The sequence below is a fragment of the Mesorhizobium comanense genome, assembly GCF_005503535.1.
GTDB lineage: Bacteria > Pseudomonadota > Alphaproteobacteria > Rhizobiales > Rhizobiaceae > Mesorhizobium > Mesorhizobium comanense.
Genome location: NZ_SCNN01000017.1, coordinates 121,817 through 142,497, shown reverse-complemented (window position 1 = coordinate 142,497; position 20,681 = coordinate 121,817). Strand labels below are relative to the sequence as shown.

The following is a 20,681-nucleotide window of genomic DNA, read 5'->3' as shown; positions in this document are numbered from 1 at the left end:
GGGTTGGGGCCGAGTAGCGATAGCGTGAGGGGCAAGCTGGCGCGTATTGTCTTGTGCCGCGCTGGTCGACCCCCACTCCGTCTCGGCTTCGGCGAGCCACCTCTCCCCCGATCGACGGGGGAGAGGAAAGGCGCCGGGCCTTTTGCGCTCAACGCTCGTCCAGAAAGCTCCCTTCCTTTCCCTCCGGAGGGGGGGAAAGGTGGCGCTGCGAAGCAGCGACGGATTGGGGGAACCACCTGGCAATGAAACCTCGCGCCGGGGGAACCCAAGTTCAGGACGACGGCTTACTTCGGCGGCCTTTCAAAACGCAAATACCAGGGCCGTTCGCTGCCCAGCCCGACCGCCGGGCGGATGGTTTTCACCGCGTCCTGCGGGACGATGAAAGTGTCGCCGACGGTGACGGTGTCGCCCGGCTTGGCGCCTGAGAAGATCGCCGAGGCGCAGTTCATCACTCCGTCCGGCAGACCGACGCCGCTGATGAAATCAGGCAGCCAGCGGCGGCCGGTGGCGTCGGTCAGCATCAGCTTGCAGCCCAGCCACTGTTTCTGCAGGTCGGGATCGCCGATCGTGACCGTGAAGGTGGCGATAACGGCGAAGGCGCCCTCGGGCAGGCGGCCGGCCTTGCCGCCGCGCAGGTCGGCGAGCTTCCAGCCACTGCCGCCGAACGGCACGGACTGGCCGAAGGCGACATCCCTGGTGACGAGGTCCTCGCCACGCAGCCATTCGCGCACGCTGTCGTAACTGGTCTCGGCCAGCGTCAGCGGCAGCAGCACGGCGAGCGCCAGCAGGCCGCGCCGGCGCCATGTCTTCTCCGCCCGCGGTGCTGTGGCTGGTTCGGCGGCGGTCGAAGCGGCGGTCATGGCTTGCCCTGCGGCGTGGAGCCTGGCTGAGGCGCGTCGAGATCGTATTGCGGCAGGATGTCCGCCGGCTGGCCGTCGGGGCCTGTCCGCACGCCATCGAGGCTGATGCGCGCCTGGGCGTCGAGCGGTCCGAACCGGCGCGCCGCGACAAGCAGTTTTGCGCCCTGGATCTGGTCCGGCGGCACTTCGAAGACGAACAGGCCGGTTTTGTCCAGTCCGGGGTCGACGCCGTGCGGCGGCATGTCCTGGCGGTAGCCCAGCCGCTCGGTCTGGTGGTAGCGCAGGCCGGTCGGGCCTTGCCAGGTGCCGTCGGCGACCGTGGTGGAGGTGGCTGTCGCGGTGAGGCTGGTGGTGACAACGGCCCACAGGCCGCCGGTGGTCAACAGCCGCTGCTGGCCGAACTGGCTGGTCTTGAGCTGTCGGGCAAAGACCACCTTGTCCAGCCTGACATCGAAGCTACGCGCCGGCACGGACTGGCCCATGGCGCCATCGATGGGGACCGGTGCGGTGAGGTCGGCGTAATGCGGCTTCGTCACCTGCATGCCGTAGCTCAGCGCCACCGTGGCGGCGAGGATGGCGAGGTTGCCGAGCACGCGGATCTTCATGAGCCGCCCTGCGCGTCCGTCGCGGGCCTGTCGGCGACCGGCATGGTGACGGTGCCCAGCCTGTAGGGGTTGAACCAGCCGGGCATGCCGTAGAGATTGTCGCGCGGCTTGAAGATTTCTGACGTGATGCCGAAGCCGATGCTTGGCGGCACCGCCGTATCGCCGGCCAGCGCCCAGACATAGGCCATGCGCTCGGTCATGCCGGGATGGAGTTCCGGCGTCAGCGTGGAATCACGCGTCAGCGCGATCATCGGCTGCCTGTCGGCAAGCACCAGTCCTTGCGGCTGGAAAACGTCGAAATAGGCCTTGTCGGACTGCGCGGTGCGGTTGGTCATGTCCGCCTCCAGCACCAGCGCCTTCTGGCCGGGCTTCAGGAGCACGCCATAGATCTTGGCGTGGCTGACATAGGCGCGCACCGGCTGCACGCGCCAGCGCCCGGCATCGATCGCGGCATCTGGCGGCAATTGCGGCGGCGCGTGCGCGGGCAAGGCGCCGAAGGCGCCCATGACGCCGGCGACGAACAGCGCCGCGATGGTTCCCGCGCCGGCTGTCATCCAAGTCTGAAGTTTTGAGCGGGCAGCGTTGAACATTCTTCGAAAATGCACGTCGAACAGCCACCCGCACGCACTCTAGAAAGAAAAACCCGGGATTGGAACCCGCCAATCGGAGGCTCCTGACATGCCGTGTCAGGCCGCCTCTCGCGCCCAGAGACGATGGCCGTAGCGGCGGAAGAAGCGGGCCACGAGCCGCTGCTGCCTGGCCCTGACGAGTTCGCTCAGGCGTCGTTCCTGACGCCAGCGCGGCATGTTGCGCCAGCAGGCAATGAAGTGTGCGGCATCCTCGATGGCCTCCTCGGCCGACAGCGCCGGGCCGATGGCGGACAGGAACAGAGCCTGCGACAGTTTCAGCGCGTCGATGACGGCCTTGCGCTGCAGATGGTCGCGGCGCGCGTGCGCGATGCCGTTGCGGCGGATCGCCTCGAAGGCTTCGAGCAGGGCAGGGCTGTCGCCGGTGTAACCGCAGGCGCGGGCGAAGTCGGCGTCATCCATGCATGCTCCCGGTCTGATGCTTCTGCGACTCACATTTGTGAGTTTTTATAAGCATAACTCAAAAATTGGCAGAAGGGAAACTTTTGGGAAAGTGTTAAAACTGCGACTCGACTCCTGGCCCGAAACACACGAATATGTGAACAAATCAGGAACAAAAAGGGTGGAGGGGCAATGGCATTGCCGGGCAGGGAAGCGGTCATCGCGCACGTGGTTTCGATATCGGTCGAATGCGCCGATTGCGGTCGCAACAGATGGTGGCGGTCCGATCAGCTCAGGCGTTTCGGGGTGACGAAAAACACCCCGCTGGCGGAGCTTTCGGGACGCATCGTCTGCTCGGCCTGCCGTGCCGACGGACTGCCGGGCACGGCGATCTCGATCCAGGCCGCGTTCATCGACGATCGCCAGCGCGTGCGCAGCGAGGCGCAGATGCTGAGCGATCGGGAAATGCCGCTGGAGGGGGCAAGGCGGGCTTGAGGGGGGCGTTGGTTCTTCCTTCTCCCCTTGCGGGAGAAGGTGTCTCGACGCGCAGCGTCGAGACGGATGAGGGGTGTTCCAGGAAGCGCTGGCGCCTCACAGTTGCATCTAATGTGGTTCTGACGAGAAGAGCGCAGGGTCTTCCGCGTTGCGTTCCGTTACGCACCCCTCATCCGTCTCGGCGCTGACGCGCCGATCCACCTTCTCCCACAGGGGGAGAAGGAAGAAGATGCTCGCTAATACCCCAGCAGTTCCTTGAGCGGGATGACGCGCCAGACCTGCTTGATGGCGTAGCGGTTGAAGGTGAGCGTCTTGGGCGGATTGTACTGCTCGACCACCAGTTCGCCGGCGGTGCGCCTGACCAGCTTCTTGATGAAGGCCTTGCCGTTCTTCTCGTTCTCTTCGGGGAAGGTCTCGATCACCACATGGTCGCCCGGCACGGCGTCGCGGCCGCCGCAATAGATCAGGTCGCCGGGCTCGTAGCGCGGCACCATGGAATCGGAGAGCACGTGGAGGGCGAACACCTTCGCCAGGTTGCGCACGCCGGGCGGGCGCTGGACATAGCCGGCCGGCTCGCCGTTGAAGGTGAAGTCGCCGTCGTCGCCGCCGACCGCGGCGCCCAGCACCTCGATATCCATTGAGCCGGCTGGCAGGGGGGCGGCGTCGGTGACGATCTCGGCGTCAGCCACCGGGCCTGCATCGTCGAGGAACACGACGTGTCCCTGGCCCAGCGCGACCGGGTCGACGCGCAGGAAGGCGGCGGTCTTCAAAAGGTTCTCGGTCTTGGGCAGGTTGCGGCCGGTTTCCCAATTGCCGACGGCGGCGACATCGGTGTCGTTGTGCTCGGCGATATGGCGCATGACCATGCCGCGCTGCTTGCGCGCCTGGCGGATCGCCGCCCCGACCTTGATCGACAATTCCGTTTTGGCCATGGCGTCCATGTGAGCGATGAAAGTTGCTCTCGTCTATGAAAGAATGGCTTGCATCATTTTTTGAGTTATGCTTATATCCATTCATGCAAAAGCTCAACCCCCCTGGAGTCGACAGCGCCGTCAGGCCGGCCCGGCCGGACGCTATCGCTCTTTCCCTTCCGCTCCGGCCGTCCTCCTCCCCGGCCGAAGCGAAGCGCGAAGCCGGATGCTCTCCCGCATCCGCCTCGCGTCCGGCCCGCCCGTCACCGGCGGCCGGAACGGCCGGAGCCGCCGCTCCCCTCGGCTCCGGCCCCCTTTTTGATCCGCGCGCCGGTCCGTTCGCCCGCAGCTGCGTGCGCACGCAGGACGGCACCGTCATCCTGTTCGAGCCGATGACGGGCAGGGCGGTGTCGGCTCCCGACCGGCGCACGGCCGAGGCGCGGCTTGCGCGCCTCGGCGCCGGGCAGGCCGCCCCTCCCGGCTGACGCCGGCCGGAACGTCAATCCAGAAGCAACCCCAACCCGCGGCTCCGCTCGCCGGAGGCCGAACCCTGACGCCTGCCGGTCGGCACGCTGCCAGCGTGGCCGGACGCTCAACCCTGGACGGAGGCCGACAATGCCAAGCTATAGCGATGCCGAACTGCAGGAGATCGCCCGCTGGCTGGGCGAGGGGCTTTCGGCCTCGCGGATCGCGGCGGCGTTCAGCGCACTGCGCGGCGGCCCGGTTTCGCGCAATGCCATCATCGGCATCGTGCACCGCAGCCCCATGCTGGGCGCGATCGGCTTTGCCAATGGCAGGGCGAGGCTGCCGATCGCAGGCGGAGGCAAGCTCGAGGTCAAGCGCGGGCGCAAGGCCGCACCGCAAAGCCGGGCCGGGAAAAAGCCTCCGGCTAGCACGAAGGGCGCCGAAATTCGTGACGCAGGCGCGGCCGTGCCGCGCAAGGCCAAGGCCCGGTCAAGGCGCGATGCGTCGCCGGCCTGGCTGCCGCCGCGCCTGTTCGTGCGCGAGGTGGGTGTGCTGATCGCCGATGGCGAGGCCTATCGCTTCAAGATGCCGGCGCCTCAGCGCGGACCCATCGGCCGCCAGCCGCACGGCGTTGCCATGCGCTTCATCGACTGTCTGCCGGGACGGTGTCGCGCGCCGCTCGACCTGACACTGCACGAAAACCCGGAAGACGATGCGCCAAGCGGGCGCCCGGGCACCGACATGCTGTGCTGCGGCATGCGCGTCAAGGCGCTGAAAAGCTACTGCGCCTATCACGAAGCCCGCTTTCGCCGCCGCGTGTGTGCGTGAGCAGGCCTTTTCCACGGCATGGGCAGCCTGTGGCGCAAGCGTTGGCCTGGTTGCGTTGGTCGACCCCCACTCCGTCTCGGCTTCGCCGAGCCACCTCTCCCCCGATCGACGGGGGAGAGGAAGGGCGCCAGGCTTTTTTGAGCTCAACGCCCGTCCTGAATGGCTCCCTTCCTTTCCCTCCGGAGGGGGGAAAGGTGGCGCTGCGAAGCAGCGACGGATTGGGGGAACCACATCGCAATCAAGCCCGGGGTGCCAATCAAGCCCGGGGTGCCGATCAAGCCTCGGCCGATCAGCCACGCCCGACGGGGAGAAATGCCCGGCAGGCCGGGACGCCGCGAGTTAACCGGATGATCCGCGTGAGAACAGAGCAAATGCCAGTTGATGGAAGAGCCCGAGCCCTATTTCGGCATCTGCCTGCCCTGTTTGGGCATGCGGCTCTGCACGCTTCTTGCCTCGAGCCGCATGACCGGGCCGCCGGCATCGATCAGAATGTTGGCGACGCGGGCGAAGCCGGTGAAGGCCTTCATGGCGTCGGCTTCCGATATCTGCGCGGCGATTGCCGCGCTGCAGGCGTTGAGCGCACTGCGGTAGACATGGCCGCGCCGTTCGATCGGCCAGCGCTGGAGGAAATCGGCGGCATCGCTCACCCCGTCGATCTCTTCGACATGCCCGTCCAGGCTCACTTTCAGCGGCGTTCTCATCGTACCCACGGCGCTCACCTTCAATCTGGGGGCGGAGCGGCTCGTCAATCCATTGAAAGGCGGGACCGCCCGATCCCTTTGTTTTCACGCAATTCCTGTGGGAAAGACAGAATACATCTTTCCCGAGATTGCGTCATGCGCGGCTTTCAAACCGACGCTGATAAACGCGCGAGACCGGCCGGCGGTTGCATGCGTTTCATGCCTGCTTCACGGGTTGGCGGCGGCGTCGAGCCAGTCATGCGCGCGGCTTCTGGGCTTGGCCACCAATATGCCCTGGCGCCGCGCGACCCTGGAGAAGGCCTCGAAGGCGGTACGCGGGCTGCAAGTGCCCTCGACGGCAAGCTGGACCAGCCTCGCGGCGCCCACATAATCCGGCGCGGTCTTGTCGGGCCATTGCCGCCGCAAGGCTGCCTCGGCGTCGGCAACCGAGCCGACCAGCATGGTCTTGTTGTCGCAAAAGCGCAGTGTAACCGGCATGAACGCCGTCATCGGCAAACCTCCCTTGGGAATCGACGCGGGACAACGTGCGGGCTGGCCGGTAGTTCCATCGCGAAGGCTTCAGTCCGGCGCGGTGAAATCCTGTGGCGGCAGCGCGGCGTAGGCTTGCGGATAGAGCTGGCGCGCCTGCGCGGCACTGACCGCCACGCAATCGGCCGGCTTGCCCCGACCGGCATACATGGGCTGGCGTTCGGCGCGCGGCACGGGCTTGCCATTGGCGTCGAGCGGCGGCTTGCAGATGCGCATCTGGTCGAGGATGGCGTCGGCAAAGCCCGGCGTGCCCTGGCCGAGCTTGCCTTTCGTCGGCGGCCAGTCGGCCCAGAACGACAGCTGCTGCAGCTTGAAGCCCAGCCCTTCCAGCCACGACATGCGCGAGCCGCTGACATTGACGCCGTAGAGGCCGGGCAGGTCATCCGGAGTGGCATAGCCGATGTCGAAATCGGTGTTGACGATGTCGGCATTGCTGATCGCCGCACCCTTGAAATGCCCGTCCAGCCTGGCGTTGGCGGCATTGAGGCCATCAAGGCCGGTACCGGTGAAATCGCCCGACAGGCTGGCGAAGGCGAGCGTCAGGCCGTTCATCTGGTTGCCGGCAAGGTCGAGCGCGATCAGCGGCACGTCGCCGGGCCTGGCCTGAAAATTCGCGCCGGCGATGATGGCCGGCTTGCGGCAGCGGCCGGCCTGCGCGTCCCAGTTGCCGATCGTCTGGCAGGACAGGTCGAGGGCGGCCGGCACGCCGAAATCGTCGATGCCGCCATTCAGCACGATGCCCTCGCGAAACAGCGTCGACAGGGCGTCGCCCTTGCCGGTGTTGCCGGCGGCCTGGCCAAGCAGCCTGTCCCAGGCGCGCGCGATCGCCTCGTCGCGCCGCACCGCGCGCTCGGCGCCGCGGTCGGCGAGGTCGACGCGGATCTGGTAGAGCGTCATTGCCACGGCGACGAAGCCGACGATGGCCACGAGCGCGCCGAGCAGTTGCGCCTGGTCGCTGCGCACATAGCGGTCCGCGAGCGAGCGGGCGGTGTCGTTGGGAATGGAGTAGATGACCACGAGCAGGCAGATGGCGACCAGCGCCAGGAACCAGCCAGGCATGCCAAGGATGCTCGCGTCCATCGCGCCCCTCCACCGGCGCCACTGTGGCGCGGATTGCCGGCCGCGTCGAGAGCGTGGAGGCTGGCATGAGCGAGCGGCCCTTCATGCAGCTCTACGTCTCCGATTTCGTCGGCGACACCTTGCCGCTCTCCACCGAGCAGATCGGCGCCTACATGCTCATCCTGATGGCGATGTGGAATGCCGGCGGCCGGCTGCCCGACGATGACGCCAAGCTCGCGCGAGTGGCGCGGCTTTCCCTCAAGCGATGGCGCGCCATCCGCGCCGATCTGCTGGGCTTCTTCGAGCGCGAGGCGGGCGAGATCGGCCACAAGCGACTGTCCAGGGAACTGCTCAAGGCGCAGGCCAAGAGCGAGGCGAGAGCCTCCGCCGGGGCGCGTGGCGGGGCTGCTACCGCCTTGAAAACAAAGGCGCATGGACAGGCAAATGCCGGTGCTTTGGCGCGGCATTCTCCAGAGTCCAGAAACCAGAATGAAAAAGCTTCCGCTTTTTCAGCGCGCCGGGTGCGCGAAAGCGGCCCGGTTTCGATCGGGGGTGATGAAAGGCGCGATCTGGCTTCAGGGCCGGCCCGGCCGAAGAAACCGCCCGGCTGGGTGCGGCCGAAAACCCATGCCGACGCCGCCAACGCCATCATCGAGGAGATCAGGAGCCATGACCGCGGCCGAACTGCAACAGGCGACAAAGGCGCTGGCGGCGATGTTCTCCTGCTTCCCGCAATCCGCCCTGACTGACGTCGACGCGCAGCTGCGCGGCTATCTCGGCGCGGTGCGCGATGCCGAGCTCGCCGACCTCACGGCCGCCATCCAGCGCTTCGTGCGCGGCGAGGTGAAAGGCGGCAGCGCCCAGTTCTGCCCCTCGAGCGCGCAGCTCTGCATAGAAGTGCGCGAGCGGAAAACGATGCGGGAGCTGATGGCGAGAAGGGCGGCCGCGCAAATGCCGGCGAAGCAGGCGATTGCCTGATGATCTCCGATAGGCCGGCGGGACAGCGCCCCCCTCTGCCCTGCCGGGCATCTCCCCCACAAGGGGGGAGATCGGTGGCGTCGCGGCCTTCGCCAATCGCCGGCATTGCAGAAGAGGTGCCGCGGGCAACGCTGCTGATCTCCCCCCAAGTGGGGGAGATGGCCGGCAGGCCAGAGGGGGGCGCTGTCCCGCCGGCCTTTCCAACCAAAGACACCACACCCAAACCCAAGGAGCCGCCCATGCCCAGCAAGACCAAGACCGCCAAGCCCCAAGCCCCCAAACTGCCGAAGGGCGAGGCCGAGCAGGTGCGCATCCGCCGCGAGGTCGGCCATGATTTCGCGCTGCGGGACGACGCCTTCGGCCGCAAGCGGCTGGCGGCCGGCACGGCCGAGGCGCGGCGCGTCTACGAGGTGTCGAATGACGGCTACACCTCCACCGGCGGCATCGTGCGCGTGCGCAGCGTCGACCCGCTGATCGGCATCACCTCGCTGTCGCGCCAGCAGCGCGAGGCCGGCCAGCGCTACCGCGAGCATTTCCAGTGCAGCCAGCAGGCCGGCATCAAGCCGATGCGCTGGAGCGAGCGCGTCGACGGCGGCCGCGCCGGCGGCATCGCCGACAGCGTGCTCGACGCCGGCCGCAAGCACGCCGCGGCGACCAGGGCGCTGGGCCACCGGGACGTGGCTGACGTGGTGCTGAAAGTGGCGTGCCAGGAACAATCGGTGAAGAGCGTGGCCGAACAGACGGGCGAGGGCAGGGATGTGGTGACGAAACTGCTGAAGGTCGGGCTGGACCTGCTGGCGGTGCATTATGGGATGATGATGGGGCGGTGAGGGGGATCGCGCCATCTCGCACGGCATGCAAAACGCAGCTAAGCTAAGTTTTTTGCATGTTTTGCGGGATGGAATCTTGAAAGCCGTTTTCGATGTTAAGCCGGGGTCTGGCTATGACGACGACATTACCCGCCGCTATCATTTCCCGGCTCGCAGCAATTATCTGGCTGCGGCACGAAACGCGGTCGGCGACTGGGTGCTGTTTCGTGAACCGCAACGCAATGGCGGGCGGCGCGCCTATATCGCCACGGCGCGCGTCGTCGATGTCGTTTCCGATCCCGAACGGGCGGATTATTACTATGCCAACGTAACGGACTATCTCGAATTCCCGGCACCTGTACCGTTCATGAGGGATGGCCGCTATGCGGAGGCCTTGCTGCGCGAGGTTTCCGATCCGAGCCGCGTCGGTCAAGCCGTCCAGGGCAAGTCGATGCGCCCCATCTTGAACGAGGATTTCGACGACATCGTTCTTGCCGGCCTGGCCGAACCGCTTGACCCAGCCAACGCCAGGCGGCTCAGCCCCGACATGCTGCCATTGGAGGTTCAGTTTCCCGCAGGGGCTGACTTGGCGGCGCAACCTGGTTTTGCCGAGACGGTTGACCGTCGGGTCGAGCAGATATTGCTGAACCGGAAAGTACGTGATGCGACATTCCGGCTGGAAGTCTGCCGTGCCTATGAAGACACCTGCGCCGTCACTGGCCTGCGCATCATCAATGGCGGCGGACGCGCGGAGGTACAGGCCGCTCATATCAAGCCTGTGGCGGCGGGTGGACCGGACGTTGTTCAGAACGGCATTGCACTATCGGCCACAGTGCATTGGCTGTTCGACCGGCATCTGATTTCCATCGATGAGAACCAGCGTCTGCTGGTCGCCCACAATCGGGTGCCCGGCGAATTGCGAAATCTGTTTCGGCCGGATTCACAGGGGTTGCATTGGCCGAAGGATTCGCGGCTCAGGCCGCATCCGGCATTCCTTGCCCATCATCGGGAGCGGTTTGCGGGTGTGCATTGATTTGCATGGCCGCGCTGCCCCTCATCCGCCTGCTGGCACCTTCTCCCCGTGAACGGGGAGAAGGCAGCTGATCTCTCTAAAACAGCGCCTTCTCCAGCGGCCCCTCCAGCGTCTCGGCAAAGGCCGTCGCCAGATGGTGGCGGTCGCGAAACGCCAGTCTGCCGCCGATGAACACGTGGCATTCGGTCGGGCCGCAGAAGCGGTCGGTGAGGTCGATGTAGCGCGTGTCGGGCACGCTTTTGACCACGGCGCGCTCCTGCGCGGCGGCACTGTCGTTGGCGGCTTGCGCTCTTGGCGTGTCGCAGCGCGAGGGCGGCTCGCGCCACCAGAGCGCGCGGGCGACGCAGGAATCGGCGAAGCTGTCGCTGATCGGCGTGTCGCGGATGACAGCCGTCTCGACGCCGGCCTCGCTGAAGGATTGCAAGGTGGAGCGCAGGCCGGCCTGCCAGCGCGCGGTCTCTGCGGCGCGGCTTGCGGGCGACATGTCGCGGGTCAGGTTGCCGATCGAGAATTCCGAGATCACCACCAGGCGCGGCTTGCGGCGGATGATCTCCTGGATCGCCTGTTCGCGCCAGGCGTCGCATTCGGTGTAGTCGCGCTTCAGTACGGTGCTGAAGGTCGGCAGCCGCGAGGCGCGGCACGAGGCCTTGAGATAGGTGACCACCCTGGCGCCGTTGCGGCTTGCCGCCTCGACCAGCGGCGTTGACCAGTGGTCGGCGTGCGAATCGCCGAACAGCACGATGGTGCGGGCGGCATCCGCCGGGCCGAAGCTGCAGGGCTTCGGCTTCACCGCATGGAAGTCGAGCAGGCAGTTGCCGTCTTGGGCGCGCGCGGCGGAAGGCTGCTTTGCGGCCTCCTCGATGCCGCGCTGCGCGGGGTCGATGTTGCGCGTGGCCAGATGCGCGCTGGCATAGGCGGCGGCCGCGCCGGCGCCGGTCAGGGCAAGGGCGGGCGCGAGCGCGAGGCCGGGAAAGAGGCGGAATGGTTTGCCGGCTGCGTTCGCCTCGGGCCGCCCGGTGTTTGAGTGGCGTGTGCCGAACCGCAAGACGCGCGCGGCGGCGGCCAGCCAGTCGACGTGGCGCGCCGGGTTCTCGATCAGGCGATAGGTCAGCGCCGACAGCACCAGCGCCAGCGCGGCGCAGCCGATGCGTTGCGCCACGCCGAGTTCCGGCACCAGCATGCCGGCGTAGACGATGACCGGCCAGTGCCAGAGATAGAGCGAATAGGAGAGCGTGCCGACCCACTGCAAGGGCGCCAGCGAGAGCCAGGCGGCAGGCAGAAGGGCTTGCCGGGCTGCCCGGCCCGAGGGCTGCGCGGCGGCGCCGCTGAGCAGCACCAGCACCGTGCCCGCGACCGGCAGGAGTGCGTACCAGCCGGGGAATGGCAGGTCTTCGCTCAGCCAGAGATAGGCTGTCGCGATCAGCGCCAGGCCGAGCCAGCCCTGTAGGGCGCGCAGCCGGTGCCGGAGAAAGGCGGGCGGCACCAGGCTCGCCAGCCCGCCGGCGGCGAACTCCCAGGCGCGCAACGGCGAGAAGTAGAAGGCCCAGGCCGGCGAGAGGCTGGTGAGCCACAGGCAGGCGGCAAAGGAGGCGAGGCCGGCAACGGCGATGACCGCCACCGCCATGCGCCGGCCAGGGCGCAGCCAGGCGGCGAGCACGAGCAGCGCCGGCCAGACGAGATAGAACTGCTCCTCCACCGACAACGACCAGAAATGGATGAAGGGATTGCTGGCGGCATCGCTGGCGAAATAGTCGAACTGCCAGCGCAGCAGCCACAGATTGATCGTGTAGGCGCTGGCGAACATGGCGCCGCGCGAATAGAGCGCCTGTTCCTGCGGCGACAGGATGAAATAGCCCAGGGCGAGCGTGGCGAGGATGACTGATATGGCGGCGGGCAGCAGGCGCCGCGCGCGCCTGGCATAGAAGCGCCAGAGGTCGAGCCGGCCGGTCTCGGCGATCTCGCCCATCAGATGTGTCGTGATCAGCCAGCCCGATATGACGAAGAAGATGTCGACGCCGGCAAAGCCGCCCGGCAGCGCGCTGAGGCCGAAATGATAGGCGACGACGCCGCCGACGGCCAGCGCGCGCAAGCCCTGTATGTCAGGCCGGAACGATGCCGCCACGAGGCCTCCTTCGTTTGCGCCTGGCCCACGGCAGTCGGCCATATTGCGATGCGATAGATTTTTTGCAGTGCAACATGGCCAGAACAAGGACAGCCGCCGACGGAGCGGGGAGGGGATGCGTTACTTTAGCAATTGCTTGACAAAGTTCGATGCCGCGCTTCTATTCCGGGCCGAGGGACGAGGCAGGGGATAAGTCATGAAGAAGACCTACATCAAGCCGTCACTTTCCAAGCGCGAGAAACTGTCCGCCGTGGTGGCGTGTCCGCCATCGCGGTGCGCCTCGTGAAGAAGACTTACGCAAGGCCGACGCTGGCGCGGCGTGAAAGGCTTTCCGCGGTCACCGCGGCTTGCGCGCCGTCCAACTGCCCGAACTGATCGCGGGCGTCCGGCACAGGGATGTCGGCCCGGATGGATCAACAGTTCGTGAGGAACCGTGTGACTGCCCGGGGTCGCGCTTGACGGACGCGACCCACTGCATCCATGTGCTGATGTCACTTGGGCATTTGGGGCATATACATGAAAAAGATCTACGAGAAGCCGACGCTCACCAAGCGCGAGCAGCTTTCCCGCGTCGTCGCGATCGTCTTTTCCGGCAAGGTGTAGCCGCGCCAATTACCGGCGTGACAAGCTTGCCGATCGCTTGACAAGGCTTCGTGCCCGGTGCCTTTTGGCGCCGTCATTGAGCTATAGGTGCAGCATGAAGAAGACCTATCAGAGGCCAGTGTTCAGCAAGAGCGAGAAGCTTTCCCGCGTCACCGCGATCGTCGTCATATCGGGCAAATCCGCCTGATCGCGGGCACGGCCTAATCCGAGACATGGCACCCGCCCTGACGGCTAGCCGCCTGCTTGCGATTCGCGGTCGGCCGCGAGCGCTTCTCCCTGGAACTTTACCCCGCCGCCCTTGCCGCGCGGAGTCTTAAAGGCCGGCGCCATTGCGCTGCCGGATCGCGCCGCTTGCAAGCACCTCGCGGCAGGACAACAGGGCGATCGCTCCGGCGCAGTCAAGGCCCGGATCTCTACGAAAAAGAGCAGCCCCGCGAACGGGGCTGCTCTTGCTTGGCTGGTCTTGAGCCTGGAGCGTTATTTGCCGCCACCGATCAGCTTCACGCTGCTGCAGAATTCCGGATGCGTGTTGGTCGGGTTGGCATTCTTGACCTCATCGGCACACGCCGTCGTCATCGCGGTCTGGTCTTCCGGCGACATGGCCTTCCATGCCTTGGTGAAGTCGTCGCTGCCGCGCAGCGTCTTCATGCTGGAGTCGGTATAGAAGGGCTGCATCTTGGCCGGATCGTCGAGAGCCGACGTACCGGTGCCGCCGCCGGCGGCCAGAGCCGAACCCGCGACCATCGAAAGCGTCATGGCGCCGAAGCAGATCATCTTGATATTCATGACATAATCCTTCCCTGTTGCTTTGTGACCGTTCAAGCAACGATGAATGTCGTAACGAAACGATCAATGTCGTAACGAAAGGAATGAGTGAGGGTTCCGATTTACCTTGATGAAAGATGCCGTATTTCCAAAAATATATTTTTCAAAAACCTTGAAACCTTCGCGGGTCTGCGACGTATGCTCGGAAAGAAATTCCTGATATGACGAATTTCACGCTTCGGCCGAAGCGAATGCATTTGCGGGCGAGCAGATTCCGTTGCCGGGTTCCGACACCAGAGATGAACCGATGAGCGAGAACTGCCCTGTCCCGACCCCGGCCGAGCGCGCTTACATGGACGCCCAGGACAGGGCCAAACGGCCCATGATGGCGGCGATCCACAAGGCCATCGACGACGCGGCGGCGCAGGCGGCCGCAGACCTCAGGCCGACGGAGTTTCGCGACAGTCCGCCAAGCCGCGATTATTTCGCGGCCGTTGCCCACCAGCAGCTTTTCGTCCTGCTGTGCGGCGCCGACCCCGAGACATTCGCTGGCGGCAATCCCGATATCGCCGCCAGCATCCTGGAGAACGGCAGGAAGATGTCAGAGCATTATTGGGCGGCGAAGCCGCGAAACGCCGCGGGAACCTCCCGCCGACGGCCCAAGGCATAAACATCCCGGCGCGATGATCTTGCCGGCCGGCCATCGGTCGAAAAAGAACCCCACCGGCAGGGCCGGCGGGGTTGATCGGAGGTCGATCGCCTGGGAGGCGATTTCGTAGCAACGTAAGCGGCTCGCCGGAAGTTTCAGCGTGCCGCGATTTAAATTGTCAGCCGCCTTTTGCCGGCTTGCCCTGTCCGCGCCTTGCCAGGATGTTGGCCACCACCAGCAGCACGATCGACAGGCCCATCATCAGCGTCGCGGCGGCGGTGATGGCGGGCGAGAGCTTTTCGCGCAGGCCGATGAACATTTCGAGCGGCATGGTGCGCTGGCTGGCGCTGGCCAGGAACTGCACCACGACCACCTCGTCGAAGGAGGTGACGAAGGCGAAGGCGGCGCCCGAAAGCACGCCGGGCAGGATCAGCGGCAGCATAACGCGGAAGAAGGACGTCACCGGTCTGGCGCCCGATATGGCTGCGGCGCGCATCAGGTTGCGGTCGAAGCCGGTCAGGCTTGCACCCACCGTCACCACCACGAAGGGGCTGGCGAGGGCCGTGTGCGCCAGGATGAGGCCGGCATAGGTGCTGGCGAGGCCGACGCGGGCATAGAACAGATAGGAGCCGACAGCGGTGATGACGACAGGCACGATCAGCGGCGACAGCAGCAGCGGCATGACGATGCGGCGGCCGGGGAATTTCTCGTCGTTGAGCGCGATCGCCGTCAGCGTGCCGAGCACGGTGGCGATCAGCGTCGTGCCGAAGGCGACGATCAGGCTGTTGGCGATCGCCGCCTGCCAGCGCTGCGTGCCCAGCACCACCTCGTACCAGCGCGTCGACAGGCCTTCGAGCGGGAAGATGAAGAAGGCGCCGCTGTTGAAGGAGAGCGGCACCGGGATCAGGATCGGCACCAGCAGGAACAGGATGACCAACCCGCACCACAGCCAGAGCAGCGTGATGCGGATGCGTTCGCCTGTGGTGGGGTAGGGCGAGAGCAGCATGGCTACACCATCTTCAGTCGGTCGAGGCCGAGGATACGGGCGAAGATGCCGAACAAAGCGAGCGTGAAGACGAGCAGGATGAAGGAGAGCGCGGCCGCCATTTCCCAGTTCAGTTCGACATTGACGTAGTTGGCGATGAAATTGCTGATCAACTGGTCGCTGGCGCCGCCGATCAGCGCCGGGGTGATGTAGTAGCCCAGGCACAGGATGAAGGTCAGCAAGCAGCCCGCCATCACGCCCGGGAAGACCTGCGGGAGGTAGACGCGGCGGAAGGCGGTGAATGGTTTCGCGCCCAGCGAATAGGCGGCCTTCATCTGCGAGGGCGCGATGGTGCGCATGACGGAGTAGATCGGCAGCAGCGTGAACGGCAGCTGGATATGCGTCATGGCGATGATCAGGCCGATGCGGCTATACATCAGGTCGAGCCGTTCGGAGGCGATGCCGAGCCACAGGAGCAGGTCGTTGACCAGGCCGAATTTCTGCAACAGCACCGTCCAGGCCGCCGTGCGCACCAGGATCGAGGTCCAGAACGGCAGCAGCACCGCCACGATCAGGATGGCGGCCAGCCCCTTCGGCACGCTGGAGATGAGATAGGCGAGGGGAAAGCCGAGCAGCAGCGTGGCGAGCGTGACGGCGCCGGCGACGAAGAAGGTGCGCAGGAACACCTGCAGGAAGATCGCCTGTTCGGGTGGCACCCGCTCGATGCCGCCATCGGCGTTCCACCTGAGGTCGAGCGCGCTCAGTAGATAGAAGGAGGTGAGCGAATGCGTGCCGGTGCGAATGGCCGGCCAGGTGCCGGGCGCCGACCAGAACGGCACCGATTTCATCACTTCGAGCGGTGGCTTGCCGCCGGCGCCTTCCAGCTGGCGCACGGTCTTGAGAACCTGGCTGCGGGCGCCGGGCAGGCGCGCATTGAGCGCCTTGGCCAGCTCATAGGCGCTGCCCCTGGCCTGGTTTTCGCTGAGATCCGCGGCGAGCGCGGTGAAGGCGGCGTCGGCAGGCAGGCCCTGGCCGTTCCAGTCGCCAAGCGCCTGGCTGGTCCGGGGCAGGGCGTCGGCGATGGTCGGGTCGTAGACGGCTCGTGAAAGCAGCAGCACGATCGGGATGCCGAAGCTGAGCGCCAGAAGCAGGAGCAGGGGCGCGGCCAGCGCCAGCGAGCGCAGCCGGTCGCCGAATTCGGCACGCCTGAGCGCCGCCGACACCGATTTTGGATCGGTGCCGGCGGCGGACCGGCCGCGGGCCAGCGCGGGCCGGTCGAGTTCGCTGGGCAGCGAGGCCGACATCAGCGCTTACTGCGCCAGCCAGGCGTTGAAGCGCTTGACCAGGTCCTCGCCATAGTCGCCCCAGAACTCGGTGTCGGCGACAAGGTAGGCGCCGGCAAGATGGTCCGGCGCGTTGGGCAGTTTCGGCAGGGCGTCCGGCGCCACGAAAGAGGCGGCGTCGGTGCGCACCGGCCCGTAGGTGATGTAGCTGGCGAGCTTGGCGTTGTTTTCCGGCTTGGAGATATAGGCGAGATATTTATAGGCCGCGTCCGGGTTCTTGGCGCCCTTGGGAATGGCGATCATGTCGTATTCCAGGATCTGGTTGTTCCAGACGATCTTGAACGGCTTCTTGTCGGTGTCGATGGCGTTCTGGATGCGGCCGTTCCAGGCCGTCGTCATCACCACTTCCTGCGAGGCGAGCAGTTGCGCCGGCTGCGCGCCGGCATCCCACCAGACGATGTCCTTCTTGATGGTGTCGAGCTTCTTGAAGGCGCGGTCGACGCCTTCCGGGGTCGCCAGCACCTTGTAGACATCGGCGGGCGCCACGCCGTCGGCCATCAGCGCCCATTCCAGGTTCTGCGCCGGGAACTTGCGCATGGCGCGCTTGCCCGGGAATTTCTTGGTGTCGAAGAGATCGAGCACCGAGGTGGGGGCTTCCTTCAGCACGGTCGGGTCGTAGGCGAGGATGTCGCCGTAAGCATCGAGGCCGACACCGCAATCCAGCGCCGAGCCTTCGATGAACTTGTCGCGCGGGCCGATCTTGGAATAGTCGAGGCGCTCGAGAATGCCGGCGTCGCAGCCCTGCAGCACGGTCGCCGTCTCCACCGTCACCAGGTCGATCGGCACGTTGCCGGTGTCGACCATGGCTTTGACCTTGCCGAGGTCGCCCAGATATTCCTGTTCGAGGATTTTTGTGCCGGTCTCCTTGGTGAACGGCTCGAACCAGGCCTTGCGCTGGGCGTCCTGCCAGGCGCCGCCGCTGGCCATGATCGACAGTTCGTCGGCGAGCGCCGCGCGGCCCATGGCGATGCAGGCCGTGGCGGCGGCCAGCGCGATCAGACTTGTTCTTGCAAGCTTCATTTTGTTTTCCCCTGTTTCGAGTTGGAACCGGCCGCTCCGGCGTCGGCCGGAAAGGCGCGGCAATCACCGGGCGCGCAGCAGACCGTCACGGCCTGTCCGTTCGCCATGGTCGCTTCGGTGTCGACCTTGACGGTCAGCACCTGGTCGTTCTGCAATCGCGCCAGCAGGCGCAGATGGTCGCCGAGATAGATGCGGCCGTCGACGGAGGCGGGAAGCGCGTTCCCGCTGTCTCCAGCGGATCCGAGCCGCAGCCGCTCGGGCCGCACGGCGACGTGGCAGGCATCGCCCTTGGCGACGCCGACGGCGAGCGCGGTGAGTTCGCCACCGCCGTCGAGCCGCACGCGGCATTCTTTGCCCGAAATCGTGTCGACCGTGCCTTCCAGCGTGTTGTTCTCGCCGATGAAGCTCGCCACGAAGGAATTGCGAGGCGTGTTGTAGAGATCGTCGGGAGAGCCGAGCTGGGCGATGCCGCCATTGTTGAAGACCGCGACGCGGTCCGACATGGTCAGCGCCTCGCTCTGGTCGTGGGTGACGTAGACGATGGTGACGCCCAGCATGGTGTGCAGCTGCTTGATCTCGAGCTGCATGTGCTCGCGCAGCTTCTTGTCGAGCGCGCCGAGCGGCTCGTCCATCAGCACCAGGCTCGGTTCGAACACCAGGGCGCGGGCCAGCGCCACGCGCTGCTGCTGGCCGCCGGAAAGCTGAGACGGCTTGCGGTCGCCGAACTGTTTCAGCCGCACCATGTCGAGCGCGCGGCCGACGCGGGCGGCGATGTCGGCCTTGCTCACCTGGCGCACCGACAGCGGGAAGCCGACATTGTCCTCCACGCTCATATGCGGGAACAGCGCGTAGTTCTGGAACACCATGCCGATATTGCGCTGATAGGGCGGCAGCCGGTCGACCGGCTGGCCCTCCAGCGTGATGGTGCCGCTGGTCGGCCGCTCGAAGCCGGCCAGCATGTTGAGCGTCGTCGTCTTGCCCGAACCGGAAGGCCCGAGCAGGGTCAGGAACTCGCCGCGCGCGACGCTGAGGTTCAGCCGCGTCACCGCGAAGGCGCGGCCGTCATAGGATTTCTCGACGTCGAGGAAATCGACGAAACCGCCGGCGTCCGCGTTCGGGGCGCGGGACGGCGAAAGGGCCTCCACGGCGCTCATCGGGCGCAATCCGCCGAGGCGCCGCGGACGCGGCCGGCTGAAACCGTATGGTGCTTGTGACGCATGTCTCCATCCCTTTGGGAGCAGCCGCGTCTAGCGGCTTGCCCAAACTTGTATGCTCACACAATCGAGTTGAAATGGACCATAGATGCAGACAAGTTTGGACGTCAAGCCGGTTTTTGGGAGGATTGTGTGATATTTTTGGGCGATATGCCTGAGGATGTGACTCACACAAGTGCTATTGTCCGACGAATTGTCCTGTGCTAGAGCCCTTACAACGTCCCAGCCTCGAATCCTGTCCCTATGCTCAGAGATCTCCGCCTCACCGAGGATGAAAGTCCGGTCTATCGCCGTCTGGCCGACGCGATCGCCGAGCGCATCGCCGCCGGCAGCCTGGCGGTCGGCGAAAGGCTGCCGCCGCAGCGCGACATCGCCCGCGCGCTGGGCATCAACGTCACCACGGTGACGCGCGCGCTGGCGACGCTGCAGGAGCGCGGCCTGCTCGAGGCGCGGCCGGGGCGGGGCACCACGGTCGCCGCGCGCGATGCCGGCGAGCGCCCGGGCTTCGTCTCCGCGCCGAGCGACCAGAGCGGCATCATCGATCTCTCCGTCAACAGGCCGGCGACATCGGCCTATCTCGATGCCGTCGCGGCGCTGTTGCCGCGCCTGCCCCGGGACAAGCACTACGCCTCTTTGCAGGACTACCACCCGCCGGAAGGGCCGCTGTGGGCGCGCGCGGCGATCGCCGACTGGCTGAAGCCGGTTGCCGGCGACGGCGATCCCGGCCGCGTCGTGCTGGCGGCGGGTGCTCAGCACGGGCTCGACTGCCTGCTTGGCGCGGTGACCCGGCAGGGCGAGGTGGTGCTGGCCGACGAGGTGACCTATCAGGGCATCAACGCGCTCTGCCGCGTGCATGGGCTGGATCTGAGGGGCGTCGCCATGGATCGCGGCGGCATGCGGCCCGACGCCTTCGAGGCAGCCTGCGCGCAACTCCGCCCCCGGGCGGTATTCCTGGTGCCGACGCTGCACAATCCGACGACGATCACACTCAGCGAGGAGCGCCGCCGCGAGCTTGCCGCCGTGGCGCGCCGCCACAATGTGCTGATCATCGAGGACGACGTCTACCGGCCGCTGGCCGACGAGCCCCTGCCGTCCTTCGCCAGCCTGGAGCCGGAGCTGACCGTGCATATCGGCGCGCTGTCGAAATGCCTGGCGCCCGGCCTGCGCCTCGGCTTTGTCATCGCGCCGCGCGCCATTGCCGGGCAGGTGGCGGCGGCGCTGCGCATCAATTGCTGGAGCATCAGCCCGCTGACGGCGCTGATCGGCGCGCGGCTGATCGAGGACGGGGCGGCCGCGCGCATCATCGAGGTGCAGAAGCAGGAGCTGCGCCAGCGCCAGGCGATCCTGAGCGATATCCTGGGCCGCTACGACGTGCAGAGCCAGCCGAGCGCCACCCATGCGTGGCTGCGCCTACCCGAGCCGTGGCGCGGCGCCGGCTTTGCCCGCACCTGCCTGGAGCGGGGCGTGGCCGTGCTGCCGGGAGACGCCTTCGCCGTCGGCCGCGAGCCGGTGCAGCACGGCGTGCGCATCAATGTCGGCGCGGCGCGCTCGCAGGAGGATCTGCGCACGGCGCTGACCAGCATGGCCGAGCTGCTGTCGGCCGGCCATCTGCAACTGCCGGGTTTCGTCTGAGGCCGCACAGCCGGGAATTGACAGGGTCGGGCAGCGACAGGTTCGGCA

23 protein-coding genes are annotated in these 20,681 nt (G+C 66.4%); 9 read left to right on the top strand and 14 right to left on the bottom strand.

What is annotated here, in order from left to right; genetic code table 11:
• Window positions 1-284: 284 nt before the first annotated feature.
• The 4 genes from FFS37_RS25335 to FFS37_RS25320 all read right to left on the bottom strand — a co-directional run bounded on the left by FFS37_RS25335 (window position 285) and on the right by FFS37_RS25320 (window position 2,514).
• Complete coding sequence (locus FFS37_RS25335) at window positions 285-860, bottom strand: hypothetical protein (RefSeq protein WP_137933694.1); 576 nt, start codon at window positions 858-860, stop codon at window positions 285-287.
• Window positions 857-1,465 carry a hypothetical protein gene (locus FFS37_RS25330; protein WP_137933693.1) on the bottom strand — a complete coding sequence of 203 codons (609 nt, stop codon included), beginning with the start codon at window positions 1,463-1,465 and terminating at the stop codon, window positions 857-859. The genes FFS37_RS25335 and FFS37_RS25330 overlap by 4 nt, the downstream gene beginning before the upstream one ends.
• Window positions 1,462-2,019, bottom strand: a complete 558-nt coding sequence (locus FFS37_RS25325; protein ID WP_232375763.1) for a hypothetical protein — start codon at window positions 2,017-2,019, stop codon at window positions 1,462-1,464. Before FFS37_RS25325 ends, FFS37_RS25330 begins: the two co-directional genes overlap by 4 nt.
• Window positions 2,020-2,151: 132 nt before the next feature.
• Window positions 2,152-2,514, bottom strand: a complete 363-nt coding sequence (locus FFS37_RS25320; RefSeq protein ID WP_137933691.1) for a hypothetical protein — start codon at window positions 2,512-2,514, stop codon at window positions 2,152-2,154.
• Between the two features lie 171 nt (window positions 2,515-2,685).
• Between FFS37_RS25320 and FFS37_RS25315 the strand changes: the two genes are divergently transcribed.
• Window positions 2,686-2,988, top strand: a complete 303-nt coding sequence (locus FFS37_RS25315) for a hypothetical protein (protein ID WP_137933690.1) — start codon at window positions 2,686-2,688, stop codon at window positions 2,986-2,988.
• A gap of 236 nt (window positions 2,989-3,224) precedes the next feature.
• On the opposite strand, the gene FFS37_RS25310 is transcribed toward FFS37_RS25315, so the two are convergent.
• The gene (locus tag FFS37_RS25310; protein ID WP_137933689.1) at window positions 3,225-3,929 is read right to left on the bottom strand and encodes an XRE family transcriptional regulator; all 705 of its coding nucleotides are present in this window, start codon (window positions 3,927-3,929) and stop codon (window positions 3,225-3,227) included.
• A gap of 323 nt (window positions 3,930-4,252) precedes the next feature.
• Here FFS37_RS25310 and FFS37_RS36485 point away from each other — a divergent pair, with 323 nt between their 5' ends.
• Both FFS37_RS36485 and FFS37_RS25300 read left to right on the top strand, forming a co-directional pair.
• Window positions 4,253-4,384 (top strand): hypothetical protein, encoded by a 132-nt coding sequence (locus FFS37_RS36485; RefSeq protein WP_269750917.1) that lies wholly within the window; start codon window positions 4,253-4,255, stop codon window positions 4,382-4,384.
• Window positions 4,385-4,514: 130 nt separating this feature from the next.
• Window positions 4,515-5,192 carry a GcrA cell cycle regulator gene (locus FFS37_RS25300; protein WP_137933687.1) on the top strand — a complete coding sequence of 226 codons (678 nt, stop codon included), beginning with the start codon at window positions 4,515-4,517 and terminating at the stop codon, window positions 5,190-5,192.
• Window positions 5,193-5,590: 398 nt separating this feature from the next.
• Here the strand turns inward: FFS37_RS25300 and FFS37_RS25295 are convergent, their stop codons facing one another.
• From FFS37_RS25295 to FFS37_RS25285, 3 genes are all read right to left on the bottom strand, one after another.
• A complete protein-coding gene (locus FFS37_RS25295) occupies window positions 5,591-5,893 on the bottom strand; it encodes a DUF982 domain-containing protein (protein ID WP_137933711.1) in 303 nt (100 codons plus the stop codon).
• A 207-nt stretch (window positions 5,894-6,100) separates the two neighbouring features.
• On the bottom strand, window positions 6,101-6,382 hold the full coding sequence (locus FFS37_RS25290) for a DUF982 domain-containing protein (RefSeq protein WP_137933686.1): 282 nt from the start codon (window positions 6,380-6,382) through the stop codon (window positions 6,101-6,103).
• 69 nt (window positions 6,383-6,451) lie between these two features.
• Window positions 6,452-7,501 (bottom strand): hypothetical protein, encoded by a 1,050-nt coding sequence (locus FFS37_RS25285; RefSeq protein WP_137933685.1) that lies wholly within the window; start codon window positions 7,499-7,501, stop codon window positions 6,452-6,454.
• Between the two features lie 65 nt (window positions 7,502-7,566).
• Here FFS37_RS25285 and FFS37_RS25280 point away from each other — a divergent pair, with 65 nt between their 5' ends.
• The 4 genes from FFS37_RS25280 (at window position 7,567) to FFS37_RS25260 (ending at window position 10,300) form a co-directional block, all read left to right on the top strand.
• Window positions 7,567-8,229, top strand: coding sequence for a YdaU family protein (locus tag FFS37_RS25280; protein WP_137933684.1), 663 nt, complete (start codon window positions 7,567-7,569; stop codon window positions 8,227-8,229).
• Window positions 8,150-8,458, top strand: coding sequence for a hypothetical protein (locus FFS37_RS25275; protein WP_137933683.1), 309 nt, complete (start codon window positions 8,150-8,152; stop codon window positions 8,456-8,458). Before FFS37_RS25280 ends, FFS37_RS25275 begins: the two co-directional genes overlap by 80 nt.
• Window positions 8,459-8,697: 239 nt before the next feature.
• Window positions 8,698-9,288 carry a DUF6456 domain-containing protein gene (locus tag FFS37_RS25265; protein ID WP_137933710.1) on the top strand — a complete coding sequence of 197 codons (591 nt, stop codon included), beginning with the start codon at window positions 8,698-8,700 and terminating at the stop codon, window positions 9,286-9,288.
• Window positions 9,289-9,364: 76 nt separating this feature from the next.
• A complete protein-coding gene (locus FFS37_RS25260) occupies window positions 9,365-10,300 on the top strand; it encodes an HNH endonuclease (RefSeq protein ID WP_137933709.1) in 936 nt (311 codons plus the stop codon).
• A gap of 76 nt (window positions 10,301-10,376) precedes the next feature.
• Here the strand turns inward: FFS37_RS25260 and FFS37_RS25255 are convergent, their stop codons facing one another.
• Entirely contained in the window at window positions 10,377-12,422 is a 2,046-nt protein-coding gene (locus tag FFS37_RS25255) for an acyltransferase family protein (RefSeq protein WP_137933682.1), read from the bottom strand.
• 1,080 nt (window positions 12,423-13,502) lie between these two features.
• On the bottom strand, window positions 13,503-13,811 hold the full coding sequence (locus FFS37_RS25250) for a hypothetical protein (protein WP_137933681.1): 309 nt from the start codon (window positions 13,809-13,811) through the stop codon (window positions 13,503-13,505).
• A gap of 286 nt (window positions 13,812-14,097) precedes the next feature.
• On the opposite strand from FFS37_RS25250, the gene FFS37_RS25245 reads away from it, so the two are divergent.
• The gene (locus tag FFS37_RS25245; protein ID WP_137933680.1) at window positions 14,098-14,460 is read left to right on the top strand and encodes a hypothetical protein; all 363 of its coding nucleotides are present in this window, start codon (window positions 14,098-14,100) and stop codon (window positions 14,458-14,460) included.
• Window positions 14,461-14,617: 157 nt separating this feature from the next.
• On the opposite strand, the gene FFS37_RS25240 is transcribed toward FFS37_RS25245, so the two are convergent.
• From FFS37_RS25240 to FFS37_RS25225, 4 genes are read right to left on the bottom strand one after another with little or no spacing between them, the layout of a single operon-like run.
• Window positions 14,618-15,445 (bottom strand): ABC transporter permease, encoded by an 828-nt coding sequence (locus tag FFS37_RS25240; RefSeq protein ID WP_137933679.1) that lies wholly within the window; start codon window positions 15,443-15,445, stop codon window positions 14,618-14,620.
• A 2-nt stretch (window positions 15,446-15,447) separates the two neighbouring features.
• Window positions 15,448-16,728, bottom strand: a complete 1,281-nt coding sequence (locus tag FFS37_RS25235) for an ABC transporter permease (protein ID WP_137933678.1) — start codon at window positions 16,726-16,728, stop codon at window positions 15,448-15,450.
• Between the two features lie 6 nt (window positions 16,729-16,734).
• Window positions 16,735-17,787 (bottom strand): ABC transporter substrate-binding protein, encoded by a 1,053-nt coding sequence (locus FFS37_RS25230; protein WP_137933677.1) that lies wholly within the window; start codon window positions 17,785-17,787, stop codon window positions 16,735-16,737.
• A complete protein-coding gene (locus tag FFS37_RS25225) occupies window positions 17,784-18,941 on the bottom strand; it encodes an ABC transporter ATP-binding protein (RefSeq protein WP_137933676.1) in 1,158 nt (385 codons plus the stop codon). The genes FFS37_RS25230 and FFS37_RS25225 overlap by 4 nt, the downstream gene beginning before the upstream one ends.
• A 303-nt stretch (window positions 18,942-19,244) precedes the next feature.
• On the opposite strand from FFS37_RS25225, the gene FFS37_RS25220 reads away from it, so the two are divergent.
• Window positions 19,245-20,633: an aminotransferase-like domain-containing protein gene (locus FFS37_RS25220; protein WP_137933675.1), complete on the top strand. Its 1,389-nt coding sequence runs from the start codon at window positions 19,245-19,247 to the stop codon at window positions 20,631-20,633.
• Window positions 20,634-20,681: the final 48 nt, after the last annotated feature.

Excerpts from the sequence above, each read along its gene's own strand:
- FFS37_RS25335 (WP_137933694.1), bottom strand. The coding sequence starts at position 860 with ATGACCGCCGCTTCGACCGCCGCCGAACCAGCCACAGCACCGCGGGCG.
- FFS37_RS25330 (WP_137933693.1), bottom strand. The coding sequence starts at position 1,465 with ATGAAGATCCGCGTGCTCGGCAACCTCGCCATCCTCGCCGCCACGGTG.
- FFS37_RS25325 (WP_232375763.1), bottom strand. The coding sequence starts at position 2,019 with ATGACAGCCGGCGCGGGAACCATCGCGGCGCTGTTCGTCGCCGGCGTC.
- FFS37_RS25320 (WP_137933691.1), bottom strand. The coding sequence starts at position 2,514 with ATGGATGACGCCGACTTCGCCCGCGCCTGCGGTTACACCGGCGACAGC.
- FFS37_RS25315 (WP_137933690.1), top strand. The coding sequence starts at position 2,686 with ATGGCATTGCCGGGCAGGGAAGCGGTCATCGCGCACGTGGTTTCGATA.
- FFS37_RS25310 (WP_137933689.1), bottom strand. The coding sequence starts at position 3,929 with ATGGACGCCATGGCCAAAACGGAATTGTCGATCAAGGTCGGGGCGGCG.
- FFS37_RS25300 (WP_137933687.1), top strand. The coding sequence starts at position 4,515 with ATGCCAAGCTATAGCGATGCCGAACTGCAGGAGATCGCCCGCTGGCTG.
- FFS37_RS25295 (WP_137933711.1), bottom strand. The coding sequence starts at position 5,893 with ATGAGAACGCCGCTGAAAGTGAGCCTGGACGGGCATGTCGAAGAGATC.
- FFS37_RS25290 (WP_137933686.1), bottom strand. The coding sequence starts at position 6,382 with ATGACGGCGTTCATGCCGGTTACACTGCGCTTTTGCGACAACAAGACC.
- FFS37_RS25285 (WP_137933685.1), bottom strand. The coding sequence starts at position 7,501 with ATGGACGCGAGCATCCTTGGCATGCCTGGCTGGTTCCTGGCGCTGGTC.
- FFS37_RS25280 (WP_137933684.1), top strand. The coding sequence starts at position 7,567 with ATGAGCGAGCGGCCCTTCATGCAGCTCTACGTCTCCGATTTCGTCGGC.
- FFS37_RS25275 (WP_137933683.1), top strand. The coding sequence starts at position 8,150 with ATGACCGCGGCCGAACTGCAACAGGCGACAAAGGCGCTGGCGGCGATG.
- FFS37_RS25265 (WP_137933710.1), top strand. The coding sequence starts at position 8,698 with ATGCCCAGCAAGACCAAGACCGCCAAGCCCCAAGCCCCCAAACTGCCG.
- FFS37_RS25250 (WP_137933681.1), bottom strand. The coding sequence starts at position 13,811 with ATGAATATCAAGATGATCTGCTTCGGCGCCATGACGCTTTCGATGGTC.
- FFS37_RS25245 (WP_137933680.1), top strand. The coding sequence starts at position 14,098 with ATGAGCGAGAACTGCCCTGTCCCGACCCCGGCCGAGCGCGCTTACATG.
- FFS37_RS25240 (WP_137933679.1), bottom strand. The coding sequence starts at position 15,445 with ATGCTGCTCTCGCCCTACCCCACCACAGGCGAACGCATCCGCATCACG.
- FFS37_RS25235 (WP_137933678.1), bottom strand. The coding sequence starts at position 16,728 with ATGTCGGCCTCGCTGCCCAGCGAACTCGACCGGCCCGCGCTGGCCCGC.
- FFS37_RS25230 (WP_137933677.1), bottom strand. The coding sequence starts at position 17,787 with ATGAAGCTTGCAAGAACAAGTCTGATCGCGCTGGCCGCCGCCACGGCC.
- FFS37_RS25225 (WP_137933676.1), bottom strand. The coding sequence starts at position 18,941 with ATGAGCGCCGTGGAGGCCCTTTCGCCGTCCCGCGCCCCGAACGCGGAC.
- FFS37_RS25220 (WP_137933675.1), top strand. The coding sequence starts at position 19,245 with ATGCTCAGAGATCTCCGCCTCACCGAGGATGAAAGTCCGGTCTATCGC.